Genomic DNA, 24394 nt, shown 5'->3' with positions numbered 1-24394 from the left:
CGGCTACTTGACGAGGCCCATCTGGGCGCCCTTGACCAGCATGAAGGTGACCTTCTGGCCTGCGTCCACTTCGACCACGGGGAACATTTGGTCAGCCATGTCCAGGTAGTACTTGGCGATCCGATCGAACGCCGAGCCGACGCCTCCGCCGACACCCTGCTCGAGCGCGGTCCCGTAGTCCTGATTTTGGGCGCCGAAGTTCAGCCGGTAACTGCTGCCGCTGAACGCCTGGGCGATGCTCTGCATTACGCCCGCCGCCGCCGCCTTCGCGATGATCTGACCCTGCTTGCTCACCAGCCGGCCGCGAATGCCTGCCTTGCCGTCTGGTCCGATCGCGACCATCTCCACCGGCACGTCGATGACGCGTTTATCCGTTCGGATGCACGAGATACTGGTCGAGCGCAGATAGGCGCGTTCGCTCGCGAGGTCGCCGTGCCCAGAGGCGACCACAAAGCACTCCCGTACGTCCGCGCGATACCTGTTGGGCAGCACCGCCGAGGCCTTCACGCGGAAGAGCATCGGCAGAGGGTCTTTCATGGCCTGCCTGCCGGTTGGCGCATCCATGCCGGTGATGCTCACCACCTGCATCATGGAACCGGAGGGGAGGTACTGCGTGGGCACCTTGTTGTCGGCCTGCGGCGTCTTCGTCGCATCTTCGCGGGACGCGGTGCCGGGTACTGGGGGAACCTCTGGACGCCCGGCCACAGCGGGTTGTCCAGCGGAGGCTGCCGCCGGCGCCGGCGCGATGCCGATCTCGCGGATCGCGCCGCTGGACGCGCCCGATGGACGGAACGATGACACGGGCGCCGTGCCCGCCATGGGAGCAAGGTCGCCCTGGGCCGCTGGGGTCGGGGGCTGCGGCCCTGCTGTGGCACCCGCAGCGACGCCACCCTGTTGCAACGTCTCGATCTGCTTCCGTAGGGCAGCCAGTTCCTCTTGCGTGCGCTGGGCGCTATCGCGCTCGGCGCTGGTCTGGCCCTGACGTTTCTGGGCTTCCTGCTGCTGGCGGAGCTTGTCCACCGACTGGAACAGCTGTTTCTGGTCGCGCGCCTGCTCGGCCAGGCCGGTGGCAAGGCTGGATACGCCAAGGTCGCGCGCTGCCCCAGCGGGCAGCAGCTCGTTGGCCATGCGCAACCTGACTGCACCGGGCGCGGCATGCTTCGGCGCGGGCGAACCGAAGATGAAGGTACCCAGCACCATAAGCATCACGATGCCGATACCCCACACGACGTACTGCTTCCTGGTTGCGCTGAGGGCGTCCCACTGCTTCTTCGGATTGAACATATCAACGGCCCTCCCTAACCAATACCGGCCGCGACTCACTGCCTACGTCTTCAACCTGCGCCCGAATTGCAACGTACAGTTCCGTCGCCTGGCCGGGCCTGAGCCGAACCGCCGGCCATGCGGCGGCCGCGATGACGTCGTCACCTCGACAGCCCGTCTCCACGACATCCACCGCGACCGGCTGAAGGTTGGTCACGCGTGACACCACGACCAGCATGTTGTAGCCGGTCATCAGCTGCATGGGTTCGATCGTCAGCCCCGGCATGTCACAACGTGCGCGAGCGACGGAACCGGCGTCCGGTTTGCCGAACGAATAGCCATCCGGGACCTTACCGAGCGCCAGCGTACGGAAGAGACCCTTGACCGTCTCAGTGAACGGCTGCTCGGTCTCCCAGCCCCTCGCGGCTGCGCGGTCACCTGCGCGCGTGACCTCCGGCTCGGAAGCAGCGCGCGGGTAGTAGTTGGGCACGCGCAGCTGCACGCTGACCGGAGGGATATCGGCCGGGACCATCGAGACGGCGATGGCAAGGGTGGGATCAGGCTTATCGTAGATGAATAGCGATACCGGCTCGTTGGAGTCGGTCTTGACGTACACCACCCCAGCGGGATCGACGCTGATGTCGGCCGCGCTGGATGTGGTGATGGCCGGCGTCCTGAACGGGACCACCAGACGATTGGTCTGAGACCGCGCAATTCCGAAGATCGTGGTCACGCCGGGCTTGACGGTCAGGGTCGGCGGCGGCGCGTGGATGGCCGCGGGCCGCGTGCTCGCGGCGCTCTGCGGCGCCGGTCCAGTCAGGCCAGCGATGGTCTGTTGCTCCTGCGGCGTGAGTGCCGGGCGCGAAGCGGGCGCCTGCTGTGTAGCGGCCGGTGCCGACGGTGGATTCAGCGGCTGCACGGGCAAGCCCGGCGTAACCTGTGCCGCGGCAATGCTCGAAAGGGCGATCGCACTCAGAGCGACGACGATTTTGGTGCAGGACTTACGCATCCTTGCTCTCCTCATTGCTTCTTCTCACGGGCGGCGATGGCCGCTGCCCTCTTTTGGCGCTCTTCCAGCGGACGCCACGGCCCCTCATAGGCGTCGAGGCTCGTCATAACGACGAGGTAGTTGCGCACGCGGATGCCGAACTCGAACGTCTGCACGAACCGGCGTTCGTCCTGGCGGACACCGCGGATCGTGTACTCACCAGTCACCACGACCGTGTTGTCGGGGAGCGAGAAAACGTCGGTCGGGCTGAACTGGATCGTGACCTGCTCGTCCTTCACCTCCTTCGCCTGCGTGGCGATAAGCTGGCGAACCTGTGTGCTGATCGACGTCGAAAGGTGTCGCGCAAGCTTCTTGTCTACGAAGTCGGCCGTACGCGGCGTCACGTTGCCGAGCTGGTCTGCGAAGTACATCGCCCATGACTCCTTCACCGCGTCACTCGCGTCGTCCACCATCACGGTGCCCTTGTCCGTGAGGCCGGGCGGGATCTCGACAATGATTGGGTCCTTGTTCATCACGAAGGCAGTCAGCAGGAGCGTCGTTGCCGACAAAAGGACCATCACGTACCGCCCGAAGCGGTTCTCCAGGCGCGTGGCGTCCCAGCTGGCCAAATAGGTCGAGAGTTTCATGCGGGGAAGATCCTCCGCATGAAGGGATTGACCACGGAGCGAACCTTCGCGCCGGTGTGGGCCATGCCGTACCACCAGAACATGTGCTTGATGAAGCCGTCCGACCTCGACTCCTTGTAGCGGTTGAAGTAGTAGCTGACCGCGATGCCGCCGATGATCGAGAGCATGAGCATGTCGAGGACAATGCCGAACCCGACGAACAGGAGAAAAGGGATGGCCTGGTCGACCGTCCACAGCAGGAATCGCTGCGGTGCGTCGACGTGGCGCGGAAGCGAAACACGTTCCATGGGGATGGGCTCCAAGCGTTGGAGCGCACAAGGTACGGCGCACCCCTCGATGTGGACGGTTAAAACAAAGCCTCCTGCAGCCCTCCTTTCGGCAGAATCGTGTCGGCGCCGGACTCGCACCGAGCTGGAGACAAAAAAAAGCCGAACCCCAAGGGATTCGGCTTTAAGTGGTTAAGGTGAAACTTTAGGCGTCTGCACGCTCCACGTAGGCAATTTCCCACTGATGCAGAGGCTCCTCCTCACAGAGGATTTCGGGTGGAAGATCCACGGAGACCTCCTTGGCGGGCTGTGCCTTGGCGGGCTCCGGTTCGGGTGCGGCCGGAAACCCATCCGCCATGCCCAGCCTTTCGAAAAGGGCCTTGCTCGAGAGCGGGTACTCGGCCATCGCGAAGCCGTCCGCCATCCCGAGCTTGACGAAGAGCTCGCGACTCGACAGCGGCTCCCAGCCTTCGGAAATGACGTCCACGATCGCGGCCTTGCTGCCAACCGGAAGTCGCGGCGGAGCAACTTTGGAACGACGGACGGTGCCCATGCGACTGAGGCAGAAGCCCAGAACACAGAAGCCGACCAGGGTAAGAACATCTAGGGTAAGAACATTGGACGCAAGAACCATGTCAGCTCTCCTGACGAAGATGATGAAAAAATGGTTCTTCCGCCATTTGGCGGAAAGAACCGCCAAATGGCGCACGGGCGAAGTGCGCTGATCGTGTGGCCTGTCTCGGAGGACAGGTGCGGCCATGAGTGGGCCTCGGCACTAAGCATCCATGGGATGCCATACTGTTGGTGAGGCTACTTGGCGTTTCCGCAGCTGTCAATTTCGCCGCGAACTTCCGCCCACCTGGCCGCACGTATAGTTGAAGCGTAACCACACCGAGAGCACGACGATGAACATCTTCACCATCGCAACGGCAATCAGCATCATCGCGCTGGGGTATTTCGTCGTGCCGAAGCTTCGCCGCGCTCTGATGCTCCGCAAGCATGGGGTGCCAAGCCTCCCCAAGCGCGCCCTGCCGCCTCGTTTGCCTCGCATGGTGGACGATGAGGGCGATGTCGCCCTGGAGATGGCGCGCCGCCGCCGCTACGAGGCGATGGGCATCTCCGAGGAGTTCGATCGGCGCAACCTTTGGTAGTGGCCCGGAGCACACCGTGCCTTTGGGGGCCGCAGATCCACGTCGCAAGGCGCCCCTAACCCTCAGTTGCCCGCGCCATTCGCCCCTTCCGTCGTACCCGGTAGAGGATGCGCAGCCATCGGGTTCACAAGCCCATCCGGGTTGAGTCCTGCGCGCGATTGCGCCGAGCTCATGTCCCCGATACCACCGCCAATATTGCTGTTGTTCGACACGCCGACGTAACTGGTGAAGTAGGTCTTCTCGTTGTCGGAAAGGTTGGCGTAGGCCTGGTCGTAGGCCTTCGCCATTTCAGGCGTGGCACCGTGCTTCGCATAGATCGTGTCGGCCACAGCCCGTGCCGTGACAAGCGCCGGACTCTGATAAGCACCGTCTGACGCCTGCAAGCTGGCCAGGCGCTCCTGGAAGGCGCTATTGATACGCGCCCCTTCCTTCTGGTCGGTCGCGGCAGCGAGCATCGACGATTCCGTCGTACCGTGGAGGCCGGTCAAGGAAATGCCATGCTCTGCCAGGTTCGCGACAGCTAGCCCCGCCATGGGGCCGAGGCCATTCGAGGCCATGCTCATTCCCAAGAACCGCGTGGACTCCTCGTTGTAACCCTTCAAGCTCTGCTCAATTTGACCGGCCGGCACCCCATTGGCAGCGCTTCGTGCTGCAGCTAGCGACGCGCCGATGCTCAGGGGCGAATTGTTCTTCACAGCCTGGCCAAGGTCGTTGTAGCCAGTTTTGAAGGCGCGCGCGAATCCGCCCGTATCGTTCTCCAGCGCCCGCGACGTATTGGCTTCGCGTACGGGTTTGCCGGCCTCCTTCTGCTCCTGGAGGTGCTGATCGTGGTATCCATCCACTTGCGTGAGGAGTGCACCGGATGACGGGTTCTGTCGGAACTCATCCAGTGTCTGCTTGCTGCCTAGAAGCGCTTCGACATCCCCAACGCCGGCCTTGTTCGCGACCGCGCTCCAGGCACCCGCTGTGTCACCCGAAAGGAACGCCGAGGCACGCCCCGAGATTGATCCCTCGGTGGCATCAGTCCCAGGGCGGGCACGATTAACCGCCGTCGTAGCCTCCCCCTGGTGAACGTCGCTAGCCAAGCCTTCATTCGCGCGCGCGTTACCCGTTGCGGCTGCGTTGACCGCCCCACCAAAGGCGCCGCCGGCGTAACGGAGCGACTGCATCAACGCGACCTGGCGATCGGTGTCGGTGCCGGGTCGCAGGACACTCTGGTCTGGGAGGTCTGAACCCTTGAGAGCCAACTGTGCGGCTTGGATCCTGCGCTCACCCGCGTCACTCGATCCCCACGGTGCGTTATCGACCATATGCTGCGCATCGCGCATGGCATCGGCACCGGCCAACTCCTGTGCCTTCGCCACTACTTCGGCGCCGTGTCCGCTTTTTTGGATGAGATGAGCCGATTCCAGGCTCCCTAGCGTCTGCCCCATATTGAAGGAACCGCGACTCGACACCGCCTCCTGGTACGCGTCCTGCTTCTGTTGCATGTCGCTGCGCGCCGCCTGGAACGATTTCGAGCCCATGACGGACTGGACGGACTCGGAACCGTTGCTCGCCATCTGGTTCACGGAGTCCGTGGACGCCTTCGCCAAGGTTGCGCTGAACGAGCCCCCACGACTGACTTCGTTGCGGACCGACTCGAGCAACGTCCTCGCATCCTTCTCCGAGAAACTAGACGAGCCACGAGCGCCGGCGCCCATGTTCAGGCCCAGACCCTTCGCCGCGGACAGACCCGCGTCCACACCACCCTGCGCGGTGATCGCCATCACGGCTGCCCATGCAGCTTCCTGATTGGCGCCGATCGTCATCCCTTGGCTCTTGATAAAGTTCGCGGCCTCCTGCTGGTTCTGCGTCGCCGTTGAGGAAATGGCCGACCCACCGGACACCGTGACGCCCTCGCGATTTGTAATACCCGCCTGGATCGCCTTCGCGTTCTGGGCAGTCATCGTGGTCGACGCGGACTGCAGCGCCGAACTGGTCGAGCTGATCGCCTGCTCGCTGACTTCGCTGCCGCTAAACGTCGGCTGGACCTTGTCTGCACCGGTCACGTGCGTACCCGCCGTCTGGCTATGCGTCTGCATAGACTTCATCTCCATCACCGGCGCGTCTTTGGCGATGTCTGGAGTAGCCAGCTTCTCGTTGCTGAACTCCGCGCCCTGCAGCCGACCGGATAGCGACGTTGCAGCTACCGCACCACCGAAGATCAACATCATGGTGATCGCGGGCGTCGCCGCAGCGATAGTCGCGCCAGTTGCGATCCAATTCACGATCTGGTGCTGCAAGTTGGCTGCGCCGGCCAGACTGGTCATCGCAAGCGGCGTGGCGCCCGGCGGTACCTGCGACATGGCAACGACCGCGTGCTCGACCATCGTCATCTGGAACAGATTGACCACGGCGAGAACCGGTTGCCATAGCGCCACCCAGATCGTAAGAATCATGTACTGGCCCATCTTGCGGATGCCCCACGGTCCGAGACCAATCATCAGAGCCATGAATGGCGCCATGGCGTAGATCATCGACTCGAAGAACGCCGCCGTCGGGCGCATCACCTGCCGGAACATGCTCTCGTCGGCACCCCACTGCGTCGCGCGCTGCTCGGTGCCTTGGTTAATCATGACCTGTGACATGACGTCCATCCCGGACGGATCGCTTCCTTTCCTAAGCGCCATGGTCCAGACGGCATTCACCGCGGAAGCGGCCATGTAGTCCGCCGCTTTGTCGCCCGAGATGCCGAGGTCAGCAAATGCATCCATCATCTGCGTGTCGGCGGGGACACCAGGCGCCAGCCGCTTCATCCGGGGTGCCGCTGCGTTCGCGAACGCAGAGAACAATGCGTTGCCATGCGCGTCGGAGGCGAGATCCGTCATGGCGCTCGCACAATCCTTATCGCCAATAGAGCCGTCGGGGTTTTGCCACTTTGTGGTGGCATACATGTTGTCGTACCCGATTCCGCCGCCGCTCGTGCTGCCCATTTGAAAGGGATCGGCCGCTTGAAACGCCCGCGGGAGGTCGATCTTGCCGTTGTCCGCGCCCACAAGCGTGCAGTTCGCGACGTAGTCGGTGACATTCCGCTTGAACCGCGACACCACGTCGCCGCTGCCAGACCCCGCAAACTCCGGGAGTTCCCAGTTGCGGACAGCATTTATCCACTCAAGGCTGCGCCCGAACCCGCTGACACCATTCTCGTCAGCCGGTCCGCCGGGGAGCCCATAGCCCTGGCTCATCTTCTCGGACAAGGTCAAGCCCACCGTCGACACGAGACTCCCCGCCACTGCCAGACCGAACGGTACGTTGTCGACCGCATAGACGCCGTTCTGCACCGAACCAGGAGCGCCGCCGAGATCCTCGATCACGACGTTGGTTCGCATGCCGAAGAAGATGCAGAACATCACAAAGGCGACCAGCAGCGAACCCACTTCGAGCTTTTGCCCGTTTGACACCACATGCTGGAAGGCGACGATGAACAACCCCAGCATCAGGCCAAGCGCGCCCAGTGAGAGGAAGAGCCCGCTATTGGACATGGCGGCCACGCCGTCCAATACACGTTTCATGAAGAGGCCGTCGCCGACGGAGTAGATCGTCCACGTGCCGCCGACATTGTGGAAGAGCGGAATGAGCATGGCCGTCCTTAGTTCAGCGAGCCGATCGGGCGTTGAATGGGATCGCGCTTCTCGACGACAGAGTTGAGGTTCGAAAAATAGTCGAACATCGCGCTGCGGCCTTGCGCGCGGTGGTAGTACTCACCCAGCTGGGCACGGTTGCGATCCATCGCCTCGCCGATGAGCTTGCGCACTTCGGAAGTGTCCGCACCATCGCGGCGTGACAGGGCAGACAGCGCGGCGTCGATGTTGACGAAGACGATGTTCCGCACGAGTTCGGCCGCGATGAGATCGTCAAATTGCTGCACAAACATCTTCGCTGCTGTCGGCGATTTCTTGGCGAGGTTCAGCGCCATCTGCGTATACGCGCCGCCTCCGCTCATGAAGGCCTTCTCCATCGCGGTCGGCGTGCGGTCCCCCATTGCCATGGCGTCGATCATGCCGCCGGTGCTGTTGGCCCCAGTGCCGAGGAACACGTCCCGTACGCGTTGGCGCATGCCTACATAATTGGTGTAGTCCTTTAGCACCATGTCGTTGCAACCCTTCGGGTCGTAGGTGTCCTGACCGGCACATGTCCAGCGTTTGATGGCCTTGTTGCCGGTCGAGCCGTCGACGAGCTCCTCCAAGGTCAGCGAGGGTTCGATGACTCTCTGCACGAGCCGGCCATCTTGGTCCTTGGTCTCCGTGCCTGTCTTGGACACTACGCAGTCGGGCCCAGACGAACCGGGGTTCTTGGGCATACACACGATGATCGTGCCGGTAAGGGAGATAATGTCCTCGAGCAGCTCGTGGGAGTCATCGCCAAACCATAGGCCCGTGCCTTGGGCCGTGAGCGACTGCCAAACGATGTTGCCGGAGACAACCTGGCTGTAGATCTGAGGCGACTTGTTCAGCACGTCCATCATCGGCGTCCGGCTTCCGCCCTGGTTCTTTGACGCCTCGTAGTCATCCGCCCAACCCATCCTGGAGCGAATGGGAGCGCCCGCCTTCTCGATCGCACTGGCGATCGAGTTGTCGCCCCCGGCTTGAATTAGCGCTTGCCCCACCTCGCAACTGTTGATGTTGTTCGAGGTCAGCGCATTCATCGTGTCCTGCATCGTGGCCATCATCTTCTCGCAGCTGGGACACATGCTGGCCAGGGCCAGCTTGAACGCGTAGCCGACGGCTGCCGATGCGATCGAACGCAGTGCCTGGACCATCTGTTGCTTTGAGATGAAGCTGAAACTGCCCATGAAGGCGTCGATGCCGCCGCACCCCACCGAGACGCTTGGCGCGTTCATCGAGACGAGCTGGACGTTCATCATGCGGTTCTTGGCCACGAAGGACCCGCCCGTGATGACGCCCCGGCGTGCACCCATTACCACCTTGGGATCGGTGGTGTTGGTCATGGAATCGAAGATGTTCCTCGACTGCTTGCCAACGCCGATGTCCTGGGCTGCGACTGGTGCCAGCCCCCCAATGGTCACGGTGAGGATGGACAGAAGCAGAATGAGGAGGAGGCTTCGCATCGGGTTATTCCTTTTCCGTCCAGGGCGTTGAATTGGCGCTCGACGCCTCGTTGATCGAGTGGAGATCCCCTGCCGCCTCCGTCGCGCCGTGGGTGCCGGCGGCGCGAAGCGCCTGCAATACCTGAGCGGGGTCGCTGGGATCGGTGATGCTCGAAGGGTCGAAGGTTGTGGTCAGGAAGCGCTGGGGCGTTCCACGCATGGCGCGCTGGTAGTCGGCCTCGTCGATCCAGTTCTGTTCGCGCGCGATCTCTACAATGCGCCGCTGTAGATCTGGGAGTGATCGCAGTCCAACCGAGAGGCTTGCCACCTTCTGGGTCGCCGGGTGGACAAGGTAAATCGTCGGCGTGCTCGCGATGTTGAGGAAAGCGCCCTGCCCTGCGTCTGGGATCCAATCAGGAAAGCTACCGTCCTGCATCGGCTTGCGGTCCAGGCTGATCGGCAGGATGGAGATTCCGGTGTCGCGTTGCAGGAAACCGAGCAGCGGGTTTTCCCGGTGGCAGTAAGGGCAGTCGCTGCGAAAGAAATACCAGAGGGAAGTCTCGGCCGCGATCTTCTTCAGCACCTCCTGCATGTTCGCTTCGCGCTGATCGCCCATCTCGCGCAGTGCAAAACTCGAGGTCGGGTTACTGATCGTCTCATCCAGAGACGGATTGGAGCTCATCGTCCGGATGTACGCGTTGGCGAATACCTCCGACTTGTCCATCGCCAGCTTCTGGACGTACGCGTACAGCTCCATCTTGGCCTTATTGGTCGGATCGTCGATGGCTTCCTCGCGAATCCTGTCGATGTTCGCGGCGATCCACGCGGCCGAGCCGACCCTCGGCGGCGTCGGCGCCGCGGTGGCGGTCGAAGGCTGAGGCTTTTTCGGCTTGGCCTTCGGCGGCTCAGGCTTGGGGTCGTGGTAGAAGAACCACCCGCGTTCCGGCGGAGTAATACTCACCCCTGCGCTGCTATGGGCATCCTGGGCGGATGCCGACGCGTGAACGCCCGCTAGGGCCAGCAGAACCGGAAGGATGATCGAGAGGGCGCGCATTCCCGCATGCTAGGGCGGAGGTCGCGACCACGAAGGGTGAAACGAGCCGGTATGGAGCTACCGTTTCCCGGCCGACCGGACGATGGTGGACGGCATGGCCGGCAGTGCGGCGCGAAGGCGTTGGCGTCGCTCGTGCAGGTCCGCGGTCAAGGTGGGGATGACGGTCTTGGTCGAAGTGCGAACCCGGGCCCCAACCACCACGGCCTCAGTCCCGCCTGTGCGCACGATCTCAGTCGAAGATGCGGCGATGCGGCAAAGCGGGCAGGATCGGTCGCTCTCGTTGATGCGGGCGCCGGCTGAGGTGGCGCCTCCGGCCGGTACGACGTGTCGTGTATGGCACGCGCTGCAGGTGACCAAGGCCAATGTTTCGTCCTGAAAGTGGATGGCGGCCTCGACCATGCGTTCCCAGTCTTGCTTCCGCTGTGACGGCAGGCATGCACATAGCGAACGGATGGCGTCCAGGACGTGTACCGACAGGAGCCTCGGTGCTGGATTGAGTGCTAGCTGACGCTCGATCATGACCAGGAACACCGAGGTCTGCTGTTGGCTGTAGGCCGTGCGGAAAATGTCATCGAGGCTGGTTTTACGGCGGCCGGTCTTGGCGTTGCCGACGGCCTTGGCGATGCGCGTGGCGTTGCTGAGCGGCAGCCCGGTGAGTTCAGCGACCAGGCTTGCGCGAATGCCCAACATCGCGAGGTCTTCGGCCTGCTGCACGTAGTTCGCCGGGTGGTAGCCGGCGAGCGATTTCGCCTGCAGCACCGTCAACATGATGGCCGGGTCAGCCAGAGATTTGGCCACAAGGCGGCGCGAGCGCAGTGGGCGGGGGTTGGTCATCGTTGGAGTACCGGGGAGGACGGGGGAACATAGCAGGCTGCGGCCATACCGGCGACGGCGAGGCGGCGAGGCTCTGTAGCGCCCTGCCCTTCAAGGCCGACGGCCAGCTCAAAAGCCGGTGACTCCTTGAGACGCATCGCAATAGGATAGCGCGAAAGCGCCCGGATCTCCTGCAAGCGGAGTCGGCCCAGCCGGGCGACCAATGCGCGGTCGGTGAAGTCGAAGACCGAGGCTGCGGCCATTGGGTAGCGCTCGGCCTCGTATCGCACGAGGGTCCAATACTGCTGCTGGAGTGACGCGAGCTCCTGGGCGAATGTCGGGTTGTCCGCGAAGTAAGGATGCACATTGGCGGTCGTGGTCACCGGGGCTTTGCCGGCGTCGATGGCAGCGATCGCGGAGGCAACGTCTGCTTCCTGGGCGCGGAATGGGCAGCCGAACTCGTTGAGCAGGCGGCGTACCGCGGACTGATCGAGCCGTTCGAGGACGTAGAGCAGTCGTGCGTTCGACAGCTGACAGATGCTCTGCGTGGCATCCGGCGCGACGCTGGTGAGCCGGCGGATGAACGCCATCGCGATCTCGCCGTAACTCACGAGGTCCTGGAAGAATACGGATTCGCTTGTACTCATGGGTCGGCGTGGTGCTCGATTTGAACAGGCTCGTCGGTTCGCGATGTCTAACTGGTTTCTAGAGAGAAGCTGTTTTAGAAGCAAAACCAGTTAGTGAACGACATCCGAAGGGGCTGTGGATAAGTTACGAACGGAGCTGCATTTGGCTACCGACGCGTACCAGGCCGGCGTAATGCTACGGGGCTTGGTCCATGTCGGTCGCGTTACACACGAAGCTAGCACCGCTACCCCGGCCTCCCAAGCGTGGTCGCGTACGAAGCCGGCGGCGCGGGAATAGCAGATTTCGCCCGCCAACCGAATGGCGAGGTCCGGGGTCAGTCGGTGCCCGCGCGCCATCACGCGGAACAGGACGTCTTTCACGAAAGCTAAATCGACCGATCGCGGGGAAACTTCAGCAAATTTTGCTGAATCGAGTTCGAGCATGGAGCCGTCGGAGAGCGGGACGGTTACCCTGCCCTGCGCTTCGGCCTGTTTGGCTGCCTCCGTATCGGCAATGGCTTGCTCGAGGGCGCGCGTCCGCGTCTCGACGTTGGCTCGCAGGAGCGCCATGAGCCTCTCGTAGGCAGCCGCCCCACCCCGGTAGTCGGCCAGGTCGATGGAGCTGGGGAGTGTGCCCTCAGCCCAGGCCCGGGCGCAGGCTTGGGTCGTAGCGAGCGATTCGCCGACCAGTTCCGCGAGAACGCTGGCCGGCAACGAGGTGCTATTCACGCCTGCCACGGATGGCGTTATAATGTCAAGTCCTTTTGGCGTAATGAGTGTCAGGGACACGCAGCCCTTCTGCTTGACGAGCTGATGGCGCGCGATCAGGCCAGCCATGCGCAAGTTGTTCAGCGCGCGCTGTACGGCTGACGGGGTCATGCCGGTAAGGCTTGCCAGTTCGAATGCCGACAAGGCGGTTGTGCTCTCCCCGTCGTCCAGGGGGGTGTTCTCGACCAAGGCAAAGAACACGACGGCCGAGGCAACGCTGGCGATGTGCTGACGCACACGGGTCAGGAGTTGAAGGTGATGCGCGGCGGTGGCGCAAATGCTTGGTTCCGGTTGGTGATGGGTCGTCATGGTGTCCTCCCTTTTTTGAGGACGAGCAGACCTTGACCTTGTGCGATCACACCGGTAGGATTGAACCGTTCCTAGCCAGAACGTGTTCCTAGTGTGTTTGCACCAAGTCTTCGATCGAGCCCCCGGTTGCCTCCGGGGGCTTTTTCGTTTTGGCCGTTCGTCAGTTAGCTCATCGGTTTCTCTTTAGGTCCATCCAGTTGGATGGCTATTCAGCGGTTGGCCGCTTTGCCGCAGGTCCCCGGTCTTCGACGATGGAGGCCTGTGGCGAAACGGTCGGACCTAGTTGTAAAACGCGTTTTACAAGTTCGTAGAGGGAGGTTGTAAAACACGTTTTACAAGTCGGATTCCGCACCCACTTGTAAAACGTGTTTTACAAGTCGCTCAAATTGCGATGTCGAAGCCTGCCTTCTTGGCCGCCTCCCGCAGCACCTTCATCAGTCGCTTTGCATCGCCGTCGCTGAGCTCGCGCGTCGGGATGCTGAACACTCCATTCGTTACTTCGGCCTGTAGACGCGGGCGCGCCGACGCGGCGCTTTTCGGTGCCGGCTTTGCCGTCGCCGCGACAAGGAACGCAGTCGCCTCAGCCGGTGATGGAATTGGCACCTTGCGCCGAAGCTGCTGCAGGCGCTCGTGCAATCCCTTCGCGTTGTCCCGCTGCATCGTCGCGAGGATTCGCGCTGACCGAAACGAAATGGTCTGGACGTCGGGATGGACATCCATCAGCTCGTCCGGAAGGGTGCCAATCAAAGCCAAGTTGGAAACGTACTGGGGCGAAACACTCAGGAGCTTCGCAACCTTGTCGCGGTTGCCATACCCAGCCTCCTTCAACCAGTCCGCGGCTTGGCGGCCGAGCTCGACGATCGACGGGTCCTCGCGACTTTGGTTCTCGTAGTACTGGAGAACCATCGCCTCCTCGTCGGTCAGGGTCTCAAAAACGATCGCGAGGAGTGGAAGCGAGTCCTGCAGGCACACCTGCCACCGGCGATACCCGTAGATGATCTCGTAGCCCTCGTCGGCGACACGCACGCAAACCGGGTCGACGTTCCCACCGCTTGCCTTGATTTGCTCGGCGAGCTGTCTAAACGCCTCGGAGCGCGTCCGGTCATAGGACGTTTGCAGCCGGTTACGGAACGGGCCGATGTTGACCAGCGAGGCGTCGATCTTCTTGACGATAAGGGCGCCTTCGTACTTCGCCTCGAGGTCCTTTACCCGGGCTTCCAGACCAGCGGCCTCGCCGGTAAACAGGCCGCCCATGTACGAGCGCCGCTGGGGGGCTGGGGCGGCTGGAGCGCCCTGCGCCTCGACACCGGCCTGGTCGGAGGAGGGGGCTTCGGCTTCGGGCTGTGCCCCTTGCGCGGGCGCAGCCGGCTGCGCGACCCCAGCGAGCACGGACCCGAGGATCCCCTTACGACGGTCGCTGACCTTACTCATCAGTTGCCTCCTTTGTGGTCGCCTGCGCGATCTGTAGAGCCCATTCGGCTTCGATGAGCCCGATGAGCCGACTGGCCAGCTGATCGGACGCATCGCGCGCGCGATTAAGGGCGCGGCTGTCCACGTCGTGGCTGGTTACTTCGTAGACGGAGCGCATCTGCCCCAGCGCCGCTTCGAAGGCGGACGACTTGGGGAGGCCCTGGTCGATCCGGTACTTGCCGAAAAGGTGGCTACTGAACTCCCGAACCATGTTCGCCGACCCGCTGTTGTCCGATCGGGAATGGGTGAAGGCGCACGGGCTCCATCGCTTGTCCATGCCTTTGAGTCGTGAAAGCGCTTTTACCAGGTCGCCCGACATGCCACAGAAGTCGACGGTGGCCGAGAAGTCGGGAAAGCTCGGGGGCAGGGGGATTACAAGGCCATTTGCGGCCCAGAGGACGTTGAGCGCGAGAAAAGAGAAGGCCGGCGCCGTGTCGATGATGATGATGTCGTAACGGTCCTCGATCTCCTCCAACGCAGCGTCGAAGAGCCGGTAGAACTCCGAAGCGCCCTCGAGCTTTTGCATGAACGCTGCGGCGATGTGGATGTCGGCACCGGTCATATCGAGGGAGGCGGGGATGATGTCGAGGCCGTCGATGTGGGTCGGCTGTGGGCGCAGACCGACCCTCTCCCCGTCCTTTCGCGCAATGTTCTCGAACAAGCTGGTCAGGGTGTTTTCGGGCTCGATCGTCTCGGGCCGAAAACCCATCAGGCGGCTGAGCGTCCCTTGGGGATCGGCGTCAACAAGCAAGGTGCGGTAGCCGCGAAGCGGACACGCCTGGCCAAGGTGCAGCGCGACGGTTGTCTTGGTGGCCCCCCCTTTGAAGTTCGCGACCGCGACGCGAGCTGTCCGCGAACCCAAGGGCTTGTGGGGACGGACCCCAGCCAACTCCTGTATCTTGTGGATCTCCTCCAGGGTGACCCGAGCTTGGGTGCCGGTACCATCGCCCAGGGCCAGCTTGCGGCGGGCTTCCTTCCAGCGGAACTCGCTGATCCCGCCGAGATCAAGCGCCTCATACTTTCGGAACGTACGGAGTACACGCCGTTCGTTCGGTTCGTTGGTAGCCTCAGACAGGCGCTGCAGCATCGACTGGCCTTCCTCGGCCCATCGGCAAAAGTCATCGGCAGTCGCGGCCAGCGGTTCCGGTAGCTCGGCGGCTAGATCAGGGGTGAGGGCCATCGGGTACAACCTCGTTGGAAAATGGGCAAAAAATAGCCAATACGGCTGATTCCCCGCGAGGCTACACCCACATTTCTGGCAATGAAACCCAAAAATGTGGGTGACGCGGAGAACAAACGGCTGTCGCGAGAGACCAGGAGTGATGCCGAAAAGGACGCAGGGCGAACGGAGGGAGGCTAAACCTCCTCCATTGCCGCCAAAAGGCCGTCCAAGCCAGCGCCCGCGAGGTCGTCCACGCCACCTGGCTCGACAGGTTCGGGCGGTTCCCCGAGTTCACGTTGCGTGGTCGGGGTAGGGGGGTAGCCGCCCGGCAATGGCAAGACCAGCGCCCCATCCAGACGGCGTCCCTCCAAGAAGCCACCCTTGGCCTCGACGAGGAGCCCCAAACGAGCGAGGTACTTCAGCCGCGCCCCGCGGCTTCGCGATTGATAGCGATCGAGCTCCCCGAGGAGTTCGCCGTCGCGGCCATCGCGATCCCAGTAGACGATGGTGCGAGGCCGCGCCCGCGCGGCTTTGCCAGGTGCGCGCGCCATGGTCAGGCGCGCTTCTGGTGCGCAGCCTGCGCGGCCTGCGACGCCTTGCGCTGGGCTTCACGATGTGCGCGCCGTGCAAGCCACAGGTACCCTTCGGCGTTGGCCATCACGGGGTCGTTCGTCACCCGAACCTCGGACCCTCTGAAGCAGCCACGCGCCGCCGGCTCGAACAAGGTGGCGCCGCCGCCGGTCAGGATCACGCAGTCGATGACATCGCCCAGATCACGCACCGACGCCAGCACGGCGGAGAGGACCTGCCGGGAGACACCGGCTGCGGCCTGGTCGATATATTGACGATACGCGACCGTATGGACGCCGAGGCGTAGTTGATCGTGGCTCGCACGGAAGGCTGCCTCCAGTCGGTTCACGCTGAGCTGCGCGCCGCCGTGGTTCTCGGAGATCTGGCGCGCGGCCAGCTCGAGGATACGGCCGGTCGCCGCCGGGTTGGTCTGCGCGGTCCCACCGCGAACGGAGCCGCCCTGCATGAGAACCCAGTCAACTGAGTAGAACCCGACGTCGATTACCAGCACCGTTCGCCCGTCGTCCAGGCTCGACTGATCGTGGAAGACCGATGCATAGGTGCCCATCGGCTGGGCCATCACGAAGACCCGATCGACCTTGACGGTACGGTTCGGCGAAATCCGGTGCTCGCCCTTGAGGCGCTCGCCAAGGCGCTGCCGGATCATCTTGCTGTCCGGGCCGTCGTACTGGTCGCATGGCAGGCCGGTGACCAGGATCCCGACGTGGCTGTATCCCAGCCGGGCCAGGGCGGCGTAGTACAGCGCCAGGTACTCGGGCGACGTGATGTACGAACGGTCGGCCTGACGCGTGAAGCCCTGCAAGATCATCGGATCGGTGCCCGCCACCCAAGGCAGGCCCTGGATCGTAACCGCCTCGCCGCCCCGCAGGTCCGGCTCGTTGTTGAGGAGCGTGGGGGCCTGATCGAGCGGTGCTGCGCCAACCGGCAGCTTGACCACGTCCAACGAATCGGAGCCCGGGACCATGCCGCAGGCCTTGAGATTGCCGTAGCCCACGTCCAAACCGACAAGCGCGGGGGGGGTGGTGCAGTTTTCCATGCCAACTCCTTGAGTATAAGTCTTTGAATATGAGCGTCTATTTGCCACCCGAGCGAGTGGCTCCGCGGAGGTGGTGCAGAAAACGTCGCATGCGCTGATGCGGTCACCAAACCGGGCCATGTTCTGCACCATCTTGTGGGTGCACACCTGGAAAACCGCGCAGTGACGCCGTCTGCCGGGCATTAGAATCTGCACCAGCGGATTCCGGCCGGCGAAAGGAAGGCTCTGGAGAGGGCGGTTACGGCCATTAGGGCGGCGGCGGGTGGGGTGATCGGACAGCCCGGCCGGGTGACAGATGGCTACCGCCGCCCCTATGCGCAGCGCCTGCCAGAACCGGTCCGGCACTTGCCCCCCCATGGGGAAACACCCCCGTTCCCCATGTCTGTCATGGGGAAAGCCCTTCGCCGCCATGACCGAAACGGGCGGCCGAAACGGGCCGGTTTCTCCTGATTGGGGAAACTCAGTTTCCCCATGATAGATAGATGAATGGGAACACGCCCCAAAACACGACGCACCTGAGCCTCTCCCCCGTAGAGGCCACCCAAGGCCTCGAAGAGCTGCGAGCTATCGCAGCCCACCTCCAACTGGCCGAGGCATTGGTCGAGGCCGAAGCCACAGCCCTGATGACAGCCTTCCGAGAGGCTCGACTCGAACTGCGCAATCAAGCCGCCACTCAACCGCCCGGCGAGGCCGTCGACAGCAAGGCCGGCAAATACTCCCCCCTCAACCTCGGGGTACGGGCACACAAGGGTGGCCTGGAGATCTACTGGTTCACGCAGAACAAAGCCGCGACGGGCAGAACGGCATACCGCTACATCCCGCTAGGACGCGGTGGCAAAGGATCTGGTTACGGCTATCAGGTGACCGGGTTACTAGCCCACGCTCGGCCGTACGAGAGGGACCTGGTTCGGGAGACCGAGCACCGGGCAGCGGCTCTTCGCACCAAGCGGGCGGCGTTGGTCGACCTGCGCCGAGCCTCCCAACGCCTGGTCAAGCAGTACGAGGAGCAGATCGCGCTCGGCCAAGCGGGGGCGGCGGAACAGGGGGAGGCTGCCGCGATGGCGTTTGGTGCCGGTGATCTGTCGGGTTACATCTGACCCCACATCGCAGGACGCCTCAGGAAACCATGGATCAGCTACGCAACGTTCGCCCGCTGCCGGTCTCGCCGGACAACGCCTCGTCCACCGTGTGGGCCACGGTCGGGCACTACCTCTCGCATCACCGAGGCCACCATGTCCCGCTAGCCGCGCTGCTCCGGGCGCCGTGGCGGTGCCTGTTGAACCTGGCGGGCGGGCCAAGCGCGACCGGCACCACGCACGCAACGGTCCGCGTCCTCCCAACCCACGCGCCCGCCCCGTCGCCGGTACCGAGGCAAGCAAATTGACCACCACCGGGCCAGATGGACCCGAACGCGCCGCGTTGCCGGCGTACCCCACGAGGAGATCGAAGTGACCGACACGAAAGACCACGACCAGAAGGGCGTCGAGCAGGGAGACTGGCGGATCGCCGTGGTCGACGCAGCGCAGGCGGTGGCGAACCACATGGTGCGCAGCGAGGCGCGGGAACGCAGGGAAGCCAACTGGCGCAAGCTGAAGCGGGGCGTGTTCATCGGCCTGGCCCTCGGCGCCATGCTGTCCTACGGGATGTTCATCCGTAGTCTGGCCGGAACGCCGGCTACCGACCCGGACCCGACCACGAGCGCGGTGGCCGTCATCCCGATCGAGGGCGAGATCTCCGGAGCGTCGCAGGCCTCTGCCGACAAGGTCGCAGGGATGCTGGAGCGGGCCTGCGGCAACGCCAAGGTCAAGATCGTGCTGCTGGACATCAACTCCCCGGGCGGGTCGCCAACCGAGGCAGAGCGGATGGTCGCAGCCATCAACCAGTGCCGTGCCACGCACCACAAGCCCATCTATGCCTTAATCCGCCAGATGGGCGCCTCGGCGGCCTACATGGTGGCGATGCACACCGACCGGGTGTACGCCGGGAAGTACTCGGTAGTCGGCTCGATCGGCGCGATCATGCGCTATCTCGACGCCAGCGACGCAGCGGCCCGGTTCGGCTTGACCGAGCACGTCTTCCGTTCAGGCGTGCTCAAGGGCGGCGTTTCGACGTGGTCGAAAACGTCGGCCGAGGACGCGGCGCTCAACACGGAGATGGTCAAGGCGATGGGGGCCGCCTTCGTCGAGGACCTCTTCGCCACGCGCGGACCGCGGCTGCATGCGAGCCGGGAGGAGATCGCCTCTGGCCGTGTGTGGACCTCCGACCAAGCGCTGGCGATGGGCTTGATCGACAAGCAAGCGGTGCTCGAGGAGCTCAAAACCACTGAGTTCAAGGGGCTGAAGGTGTCCCGCTACGACAGCCGCCCGCCCGTGACGCGCTTGTTGGGCCTTGAAGAGACCCTGCGGTCGGTGCTGTCGGACGTGCTCCAGCCGAGGTTCGAGTGAAGGCCTATAGCGAACGGGACTACCTCCCGGCGACGGTACTGGCCGGGTTGGGCTTCTGCGAGGTGAAAATCCTGCACGAGGCGCGCTTCGGGAAGCTGACCACGGCCCAGCAGGCGGAGGCGGCGAAGGCGGGGGTCCAGGAGCACGAGCGCTTTCACCAGGAGGTTTCGGCGCTCCACAACCAGCCCAAGCCCGCACAGGACCGCCGGTGCTTCATCGCCACGGCGGTCTGGGGTGGACACGATCCCCGCACCCAGCAGCTGCGGGACTGGCGTGACCGGGTGCTGCTCACGCATGCGTTTGGACGGGGCGTGGTGCGTGCCTACTATGCAATCAGCCCGTGGATGGTCAGGCTCTTGGAGCGCTGGCCAGGGCTGCACGGCCCAGCCGAGCGCGCCTTGGAACGGATACGGCGCGCCCTGGTTGGGTGAGAATCAAGGAGGAATCGACGATGGCCATCGAGAACGAGCTGACTGCTGTGAAGCTGCGTGTGGAAATGACCGATACCCGGGACCTGGTCCTCTTCGAGGAGCAGGATCGTGCCGAGCGTCACTACCGGCACGTCCACGGGGCGCTCATGGACGCGAGGAACCGTCTCTCGGCGACCGAGACCCAGGCGCAGGTCGATCTGGCGGGCGAGTTCGTCCTGTCGGCAGCGGACGCGGGCCGCGCGACCGTGAAGTCCCTGCAGGCGCAGATCCTCGCCATCCGTGGGGAAACGGACCAGAGCCGGAAGGAGACCGGCTGGAGGCTGGCTGCGCTGGGCGACGTCGACATGGTTCGCGAGAAGGCGCAGTACGTCCTGGGCGTGCACGCCAACGCCGCCCTGATCGGCCGGGCACTCACCGACGCGGCCCTTTCGGCGGCCTGGGAGACCAACGGCCTGCTGTACGGGACCGGGTTCGATCGTCTCCACAAGACCGCCCACTGGCTGCACGCCTACGTCCAGGAGCGCCGCGCAGCGTGGCTCGCCCGGCTGGGCGCGATCACCGGCATGGACGGCAAGTCGCTTGCGGACGCGGACGTGACGTGGGAATCGGAGTCGGCACAGCGCACGCACTGGGTCGTGAGCAACCTCCCGTCTGGATGGGACGCGGCGATCCCAAGCGAGGAGGGCTGATGTCCTGGCTCGATGTCCTCTTCCTGCTTGGCCTGGCCGCCGCTTATCTGCTCTACCGGGCGGACGTGGCGCGCCGGGCCGGCCGGGAGAGCAGTCAGGCCGTGTACGAGCGGCAGGAGCGTTCTGCCATGCCGGCCATGATCGCCGGCGGGCGGCTGATCCTGTCGGAGACCTACCACCGCACGGAGGTCCCGCGTCGTTTCGGGGCGCGGTTCGACCAGGTATTCATGGGTACGGACGGCCTCCTGTATCCGGTCGACACGAAGCGGCGCGGCCGGCGGGCGGTGTACGGATACGACCAGATCGAGCTGTCCGTCCAGGCGGCGGTGCTGCGGCATGGGCGCGTGCCGGGAGCGGATGCGCCCGTGGCCCCCTGCGGTTGGATTCGGCTGGTCTGCCAGGGCACGGTGAGGTACGAGCGGGTGGAGCTGCTGGGTGATGAGGAGCTGGCCAACCTGCATGCGCGCTATTTCGCCGTGGTGCGCGGGCAGGTGAAAGCGTGCGGGCCGTCCACTCCGGGCGCGTGCCGCAAGTGTCCCTATCTCTCCCGTTGCGAGACGGGACAACGGATCGTCGCCAGCGGACAGCGCCGGGTCGCCTGAGCGGCAGGGCAGGGGAGTCGATAGTCGGGCCGGGCAACCGGCCTTCTTTTTTGCCTGAACTTTGATCGCCTGGCATCGGGGCGATAGTCGAGGCCTCCTCACCACGAGCAGCGCGCCATGACCGCCACCGAACCCACCGCGACCGCTACGGCCGCATCCCCCTCTGAACCCCGCGTGGAGAAGGTCTGCGCCGAATGCGGCGGCACGAATGTCGTCATGGAGGCGGCGGTACGCTGGGACGTCGACGCGCAGGAGTGGTGCATCACCACCATCTACGACAAGAGCGGCCATTGCGACGACTGCGACGCCGACGTTGGGATCGACGACCGCGAGCTGCCTGTGGTTCCTTCTCTGGCCACCTACACGGTGTTCGTGCGCCAGGCCGATGGACGAGGAACGACGCACGTCTCGTCGCACGACGCGGCCTCGCCGGCGGAAGCCGAGCAGCTCGCTCTGGCCGAGACCGCCTCGGACTGGGAGGATTCGGTCGACGATCTGGTCGTGCTGGGCGTGATCGCCGGCGACGTCGAGATCGTCAGCTGGGACGACGACGCGTGGGAGTGACGCCAGCGCCCGCCGAATACGTCTGCAGCTGCCCGCGCAACCCGGACGGCTCCCGCCAGCGCCGGTGCGTCGACAGTGCGAACCCGTGGCACGACTGCGGGCAATTCACGCGAACCGAGACGCGCGGCAAGGCGGTGTCCGGTGACGGCTTTGCGTGGGAGGGTCACCGTTGGATCGTGGTTCACGCCACGCCGAACTGGGTCTACGCCAAGCCAGTGGGCTGCTGAAATAGGGTCGCCGTGGAACATTTTCGCGCGCACGCACGCAACCGATTGATGTGAGAAAGGAAAAAGAGCCGTGGAACATTCGCCGCAATGTTTCACGGGCGAGGCGTGTTTCGCATGTCGCCAAGCGACCCGTTGCGCCAGCCACACTAAGTGATTGGAAGGAAAGGAAAAGAGCACTCATTTGCGTGGCCGCCGCTGTTTGGTGCCGCCGAGTACGCCTCGGGCGCACGCGAGTGCCTGCCGCGCAAAGGTATGAGTAACCGAGTACCTTACGCGCACCAACTGGTGAGAACGTCCATGGCTACCACCGCGAGTGACAACCGCACGTCGATCTACATCCGCCCTCACGTGGGCGAGCTGCTCCAGAGCGGGCGCGTACCGGCGAAGACAATCTCCAAGCGACTGGATCGCGTGGTCGCCCGCTACAACGTCCTGGTCAGGGAGGCGCTGCCGCGTCGCCTCGAGTTGACCCCGGCGGAGCTGGTGCTGCTCGCGAAGCTGGTGGCTGCAACCGATCTGTCCGAACCGGACCTTGCGCTCATCCTCCCGGTGAAGCTGCAGCACGCGGCGGAACGTGGCGAAGGGCAGGGCGCCGACGCCGGCGGCCTTGGCTATCGCCTTCGTCCCCTCAAGCTGGGCGAGTTGCTCGCAGTGGTCGACCTGGTGGAGCAGTTCATCGGCGAGGTGGACGTGGTGGATCGCAACTCAGCCAAAGCCTTCCTCGCACAGGACCGGACCTGAATCGGCGGGTGGAGGCGTCGTCACCGGACCAACGGCCGGCGGCACGGAACCCACCCGCCTGCTGGAAGTGCTCGATGTTTCGGGCCGAGCAGCCGGCCGCATGGTGGTGGTCCATTCCCGCCATCGGAGCGCCGCATGTCCGCCCCCACTTTCCAGTTCAAGAGCCTGCGCGAGCTCAAGCAGATGTCCGAGGAGACGATCTGCTTCGTGGCCACCCTGTACGTCGACGGCGTTCGCGTGGCCCAACTGGAGAACCGCGGTTTCGGTGCGTCGACCAACGTGACCCCGGTCAGTTCCGACCCAAAGGTTCGCCAGCTGCTGGACCGGGCGCGCGAGTTCGCCCTCACCCAGACGTGGACCTACGACAGCAAGACCCACAACCACACCTCGCTCGACAGCTACCTCGACGTGCTGGTCGCCGACGAGCTGGCCCGGCGCGACATCGACCGGCAGTTCAAGCGGCACATGAAGGTGCACTGCCTCTTCCTGACCGGGGAGGGTCTCTTCACGCTGCCGCGCCCGTACCTCGCCGCGATGGGCGAGGCGCTGCGCCGCGAGCACGGGCCGGACGTGGTCATCCTGAACGAGTTGCCCGAGGCGGAAGGCAGGGCGCTGTTCGAGAAGCACGCCGCCGAGCCTCAGTAGCACGTCGGCACGGGGCGCTGCGCCGCGACGCCGTGGCCAACGTCGCGGAATCGCTCCCATCTTCGAGGGACGCTGGCCTCATTCAATCTGTTCTCCGACTACCCCACGCCGGAGACCGCCATGACCACCGCCCAGCTTCTTTCCCAGACCGCCTTGCGCGCCGTCGTCGAGCAGACCCTGGATGCGAAGGTGTTCTACCAGGACGAGTTCGCACGCTCGTGCCGCCCGGCGTGGGATGCGGCTCTCCCGGTGACGGAGCATCGCTTCCCCGACCTGATGCAGGCTGCCGGCATCGCGCTGGACGTCCAGAAGGAGCAGGTAGGTCGTCTGAAGGAGACGCTGGCGGCAGCCGGGCGAGGCGCGTGGGCGCTGGTGCGGCGCGCCAAGCCCACCGGGGGCGAGTGGTACCTGACCCTCATCCATGACGGCTTCGGCGAGGTGCACGGTCGTACCGACGGCTGGAACGACGTACCCACGTTCGGTGCCGTGGTCGACAGGATGGTCGGCATGGAGATTTACCACTTCCGCCACGTGGTGGAGGCCGATCGCGCCCATGCGGCGTCTGCCGCCGCCATCGCCTCGATGCGATTGAAGGTCGGCATGCGACTGCGCAACGTCCGCGTGGCCGGGACCACCTACAGCACAGCGATCGTGCAGTCGGTGCATCCCGAGTCCGGAGCCGTCACGCTCAACCTGACCAAGCGCGGTTCGCCCAAGCGGTACGCAGCGACCATCCCGGCTGCGCGGCTGGCAGGCGAGCCGTCCCCGCAGCGTAGCCCGACCGTGATCGTCAACGGCACGGCCCGGGCGGCGTAGCG

At 64.3% G+C, this 24394-nt stretch carries 24 protein-coding genes; 10 read left to right on the top strand and 14 right to left on the bottom strand.

The genetic code is table 11. From position 1 onward, the window contains the following. Positions 1-3: 3 nt before the first annotated feature. The 5 genes from AC3WTD_RS01345 to AC3WTD_RS01325 all read right to left on the bottom strand — a co-directional run bounded on the left by AC3WTD_RS01345 (position 4) and on the right by AC3WTD_RS01325 (position 3924). On the bottom strand, positions 4-1284 hold the full coding sequence (locus AC3WTD_RS01345) for a TraB/TrbI/VirB10 family type IV secretion system protein (RefSeq protein ID WP_235645323.1): 1281 nt from the start codon (positions 1282-1284) through the stop codon (positions 4-6). A 1-nt stretch (position 1285) separates the two neighbouring features. After that, positions 1286-2272, bottom strand: a complete 987-nt coding sequence (locus AC3WTD_RS01340; RefSeq protein WP_235645324.1) for a TraK domain-containing protein — start codon at positions 2270-2272, stop codon at positions 1286-1288. Positions 2273-2283: 11 nt separating this feature from the next. Further along, positions 2284-2898 carry a TraE/TraK family type IV conjugative transfer system protein gene (locus AC3WTD_RS01335; RefSeq protein ID WP_235645325.1) on the bottom strand — a complete coding sequence of 205 codons (615 nt, stop codon included), beginning with the start codon at positions 2896-2898 and terminating at the stop codon, positions 2284-2286. After that, complete coding sequence (gene traL, locus AC3WTD_RS01330; RefSeq protein ID WP_235645326.1) at positions 2895-3185, bottom strand: type IV conjugative transfer system protein TraL; 291 nt, start codon at positions 3183-3185, stop codon at positions 2895-2897. The genes AC3WTD_RS01335 and traL overlap by 4 nt, the downstream gene beginning before the upstream one ends. A gap of 184 nt (positions 3186-3369) precedes the next feature. Further along, the gene (locus AC3WTD_RS01325) at positions 3370-3924 is read right to left on the bottom strand and encodes a hypothetical protein (RefSeq protein WP_235645327.1); all 555 of its coding nucleotides are present in this window, start codon (positions 3922-3924) and stop codon (positions 3370-3372) included. Between the two features lie 145 nt (positions 3925-4069). Here AC3WTD_RS01325 and AC3WTD_RS01320 point away from each other — a divergent pair, with 145 nt between their 5' ends. Continuing rightward, positions 4070-4315 (top strand): hypothetical protein, encoded by a 246-nt coding sequence (locus AC3WTD_RS01320; RefSeq protein ID WP_235645328.1) that lies wholly within the window; start codon positions 4070-4072, stop codon positions 4313-4315. A 62-nt stretch (positions 4316-4377) separates the two neighbouring features. Here AC3WTD_RS01320 and AC3WTD_RS01315 read toward each other — a convergent pair whose 3' ends face one another. The 9 genes from AC3WTD_RS01315 to AC3WTD_RS01275 form a co-directional block, all read right to left on the bottom strand. Continuing rightward, positions 4378-7938 carry a conjugal transfer protein TraG N-terminal domain-containing protein gene (locus tag AC3WTD_RS01315; protein WP_235645329.1) on the bottom strand — a complete coding sequence of 1187 codons (3561 nt, stop codon included), beginning with the start codon at positions 7936-7938 and terminating at the stop codon, positions 4378-4380. 8 nt (positions 7939-7946) lie between these two features. After that, the gene (locus AC3WTD_RS01310) at positions 7947-9425 is read right to left on the bottom strand and encodes a conjugal transfer protein TraH (RefSeq protein ID WP_235645330.1); all 1479 of its coding nucleotides are present in this window, start codon (positions 9423-9425) and stop codon (positions 7947-7949) included. Between the two features lie 4 nt (positions 9426-9429). Continuing rightward, positions 9430-10458 carry a conjugal transfer protein TraF gene (locus AC3WTD_RS01305; RefSeq protein WP_235645331.1) on the bottom strand — a complete coding sequence of 343 codons (1029 nt, stop codon included), beginning with the start codon at positions 10456-10458 and terminating at the stop codon, positions 9430-9432. A 57-nt stretch (positions 10459-10515) separates the two neighbouring features. Continuing rightward, on the bottom strand, positions 10516-11292 hold the full coding sequence (locus tag AC3WTD_RS01300) for a hypothetical protein (RefSeq protein ID WP_235645333.1): 777 nt from the start codon (positions 11290-11292) through the stop codon (positions 10516-10518). Continuing rightward, the gene (locus tag AC3WTD_RS01295) at positions 11289-11918 is read right to left on the bottom strand and encodes a hypothetical protein (protein WP_492612767.1); all 630 of its coding nucleotides are present in this window, start codon (positions 11916-11918) and stop codon (positions 11289-11291) included. Before AC3WTD_RS01295 ends, AC3WTD_RS01300 begins: the two co-directional genes overlap by 4 nt. Positions 11919-12008: 90 nt before the next feature. Next, positions 12009-12974, bottom strand: a complete 966-nt coding sequence (locus AC3WTD_RS01290) for a helix-turn-helix domain-containing protein (protein WP_235645335.1) — start codon at positions 12972-12974, stop codon at positions 12009-12011. A gap of 381 nt (positions 12975-13355) precedes the next feature. Further along, the gene (locus AC3WTD_RS01285) at positions 13356-14405 is read right to left on the bottom strand and encodes a ParB/RepB/Spo0J family partition protein (protein WP_235645336.1); all 1050 of its coding nucleotides are present in this window, start codon (positions 14403-14405) and stop codon (positions 13356-13358) included. Beyond that, positions 14398-15624 (bottom strand): AAA family ATPase, encoded by a 1227-nt coding sequence (locus tag AC3WTD_RS01280; protein WP_235645337.1) that lies wholly within the window; start codon positions 15622-15624, stop codon positions 14398-14400. Before AC3WTD_RS01280 ends, AC3WTD_RS01285 begins: the two co-directional genes overlap by 8 nt. 535 nt (positions 15625-16159) lie before the next feature. Next, entirely contained in the window at positions 16160-17233 is a 1074-nt protein-coding gene (locus tag AC3WTD_RS01275) for a ParM/StbA family protein (protein ID WP_235645339.1), read from the bottom strand. 482 nt (positions 17234-17715) lie between these two features. Between AC3WTD_RS01275 and mobI the strand changes: the two genes are divergently transcribed. The 9 genes from mobI to AC3WTD_RS01230 all read left to right on the top strand — a co-directional run bounded on the left by mobI (position 17716) and on the right by AC3WTD_RS01230 (position 24392). Continuing rightward, positions 17716-18330, top strand: a complete 615-nt coding sequence (gene mobI, locus AC3WTD_RS01270; RefSeq protein WP_235645340.1) for a conjugative transfer protein MobI(A/C) — start codon at positions 17716-17718, stop codon at positions 18328-18330. Positions 18331-18681: 351 nt separating this feature from the next. Next, on the top strand, positions 18682-19677 hold the full coding sequence (locus AC3WTD_RS01265; protein WP_235645341.1) for a S49 family peptidase: 996 nt from the start codon (positions 18682-18684) through the stop codon (positions 19675-19677). After that, positions 19674-20108: a CFI-box-CTERM domain-containing protein gene (locus tag AC3WTD_RS01260; RefSeq protein ID WP_235645342.1), complete on the top strand. Its 435-nt coding sequence runs from the start codon at positions 19674-19676 to the stop codon at positions 20106-20108. Before AC3WTD_RS01265 ends, AC3WTD_RS01260 begins: the two co-directional genes overlap by 4 nt. A 20-nt stretch (positions 20109-20128) precedes the next feature. Next, the gene (locus AC3WTD_RS01255; protein ID WP_235645343.1) at positions 20129-20797 is read left to right on the top strand and encodes a hypothetical protein; all 669 of its coding nucleotides are present in this window, start codon (positions 20129-20131) and stop codon (positions 20795-20797) included. Next, complete coding sequence (locus AC3WTD_RS01250; RefSeq protein WP_235645344.1) at positions 20797-21399, top strand: hypothetical protein; 603 nt, start codon at positions 20797-20799, stop codon at positions 21397-21399. Before AC3WTD_RS01255 ends, AC3WTD_RS01250 begins: the two co-directional genes overlap by 1 nt. Positions 21400-21516: 117 nt before the next feature. Then, on the top strand, positions 21517-21963 hold the full coding sequence (locus AC3WTD_RS01245; RefSeq protein ID WP_235645345.1) for a hypothetical protein: 447 nt from the start codon (positions 21517-21519) through the stop codon (positions 21961-21963). 524 nt (positions 21964-22487) lie between these two features. Further along, positions 22488-22931, top strand: a complete 444-nt coding sequence (locus AC3WTD_RS01240; protein ID WP_235645346.1) for a hypothetical protein — start codon at positions 22488-22490, stop codon at positions 22929-22931. Between the two features lie 135 nt (positions 22932-23066). Continuing rightward, a complete protein-coding gene (locus tag AC3WTD_RS01235; RefSeq protein ID WP_235645347.1) occupies positions 23067-23576 on the top strand; it encodes a hypothetical protein in 510 nt (169 codons plus the stop codon). A gap of 120 nt (positions 23577-23696) precedes the next feature. Beyond that, positions 23697-24392, top strand: a complete 696-nt coding sequence (locus AC3WTD_RS01230; protein WP_235645349.1) for a hypothetical protein — start codon at positions 23697-23699, stop codon at positions 24390-24392. The last annotated feature ends 2 nt before the right edge of the window (positions 24393-24394 follow it).

This window comes from Rhodanobacter sp. FW106-PBR-R2A-1-15 (assembly GCF_058789735.1).
Note: the sequence above shows the minus strand (reverse complement) of the source record. Positions and strands in the feature narration are given on the sequence as shown.

Coding starts and splice junctions, on each gene's coding strand:
- AC3WTD_RS01345 (WP_235645323.1), bottom strand. CDS start 1,284: ATGTTCAATCCGAAGAAGCAGTGGGACGCCCTCAGCGCAACCAGGAAG.
- AC3WTD_RS01340 (WP_235645324.1), bottom strand. CDS start 2,272: ATGCGTAAGTCCTGCACCAAAATCGTCGTCGCTCTGAGTGCGATCGCC.
- AC3WTD_RS01335 (WP_235645325.1), bottom strand. CDS start 2,898: ATGAAACTCTCGACCTATTTGGCCAGCTGGGACGCCACGCGCCTGGAG.
- traL (WP_235645326.1), bottom strand. CDS start 3,185: ATGGAACGTGTTTCGCTTCCGCGCCACGTCGACGCACCGCAGCGATTC.
- AC3WTD_RS01325 (WP_235645327.1), bottom strand. CDS start 3,924: ATGGCCGCACCTGTCCTCCGAGACAGGCCACACGATCAGCGCACTTCG.
- AC3WTD_RS01320 (WP_235645328.1), top strand. CDS start 4,070: ATGAACATCTTCACCATCGCAACGGCAATCAGCATCATCGCGCTGGGG.
- AC3WTD_RS01315 (WP_235645329.1), bottom strand. CDS start 7,938: ATGCTCATTCCGCTCTTCCACAATGTCGGCGGCACGTGGACGATCTAC.
- AC3WTD_RS01310 (WP_235645330.1), bottom strand. CDS start 9,425: ATGCGAAGCCTCCTCCTCATTCTGCTTCTGTCCATCCTCACCGTGACC.
- AC3WTD_RS01305 (WP_235645331.1), bottom strand. CDS start 10,458: ATGCGCGCCCTCTCGATCATCCTTCCGGTTCTGCTGGCCCTAGCGGGC.
- AC3WTD_RS01300 (WP_235645333.1), bottom strand. CDS start 11,292: ATGACCAACCCCCGCCCACTGCGCTCGCGCCGCCTTGTGGCCAAATCT.
- AC3WTD_RS01295 (WP_492612767.1), bottom strand. CDS start 11,918: ATGAGTACAAGCGAATCCGTATTCTTCCAGGACCTCGTGAGTTACGGC.
- AC3WTD_RS01290 (WP_235645335.1), bottom strand. CDS start 12,974: ATGACGACCCATCACCAACCGGAACCAAGCATTTGCGCCACCGCCGCG.
- AC3WTD_RS01285 (WP_235645336.1), bottom strand. CDS start 14,405: ATGAGTAAGGTCAGCGACCGTCGTAAGGGGATCCTCGGGTCCGTGCTC.
- AC3WTD_RS01280 (WP_235645337.1), bottom strand. CDS start 15,624: ATGGCCCTCACCCCTGATCTAGCCGCCGAGCTACCGGAACCGCTGGCC.
- AC3WTD_RS01275 (WP_235645339.1), bottom strand. CDS start 17,233: ATGGAAAACTGCACCACCCCCCCCGCGCTTGTCGGTTTGGACGTGGGC.
- mobI (WP_235645340.1), top strand. CDS start 17,716: ATGAATGGGAACACGCCCCAAAACACGACGCACCTGAGCCTCTCCCCC.
- AC3WTD_RS01255 (WP_235645343.1), top strand. CDS start 20,129: ATGGCCATCGAGAACGAGCTGACTGCTGTGAAGCTGCGTGTGGAAATG.
- AC3WTD_RS01250 (WP_235645344.1), top strand. CDS start 20,797: ATGTCCTGGCTCGATGTCCTCTTCCTGCTTGGCCTGGCCGCCGCTTAT.
- AC3WTD_RS01245 (WP_235645345.1), top strand. CDS start 21,517: ATGACCGCCACCGAACCCACCGCGACCGCTACGGCCGCATCCCCCTCT.
- AC3WTD_RS01240 (WP_235645346.1), top strand. CDS start 22,488: ATGGCTACCACCGCGAGTGACAACCGCACGTCGATCTACATCCGCCCT.
- AC3WTD_RS01235 (WP_235645347.1), top strand. CDS start 23,067: ATGTCCGCCCCCACTTTCCAGTTCAAGAGCCTGCGCGAGCTCAAGCAG.
- AC3WTD_RS01230 (WP_235645349.1), top strand. CDS start 23,697: ATGACCACCGCCCAGCTTCTTTCCCAGACCGCCTTGCGCGCCGTCGTC.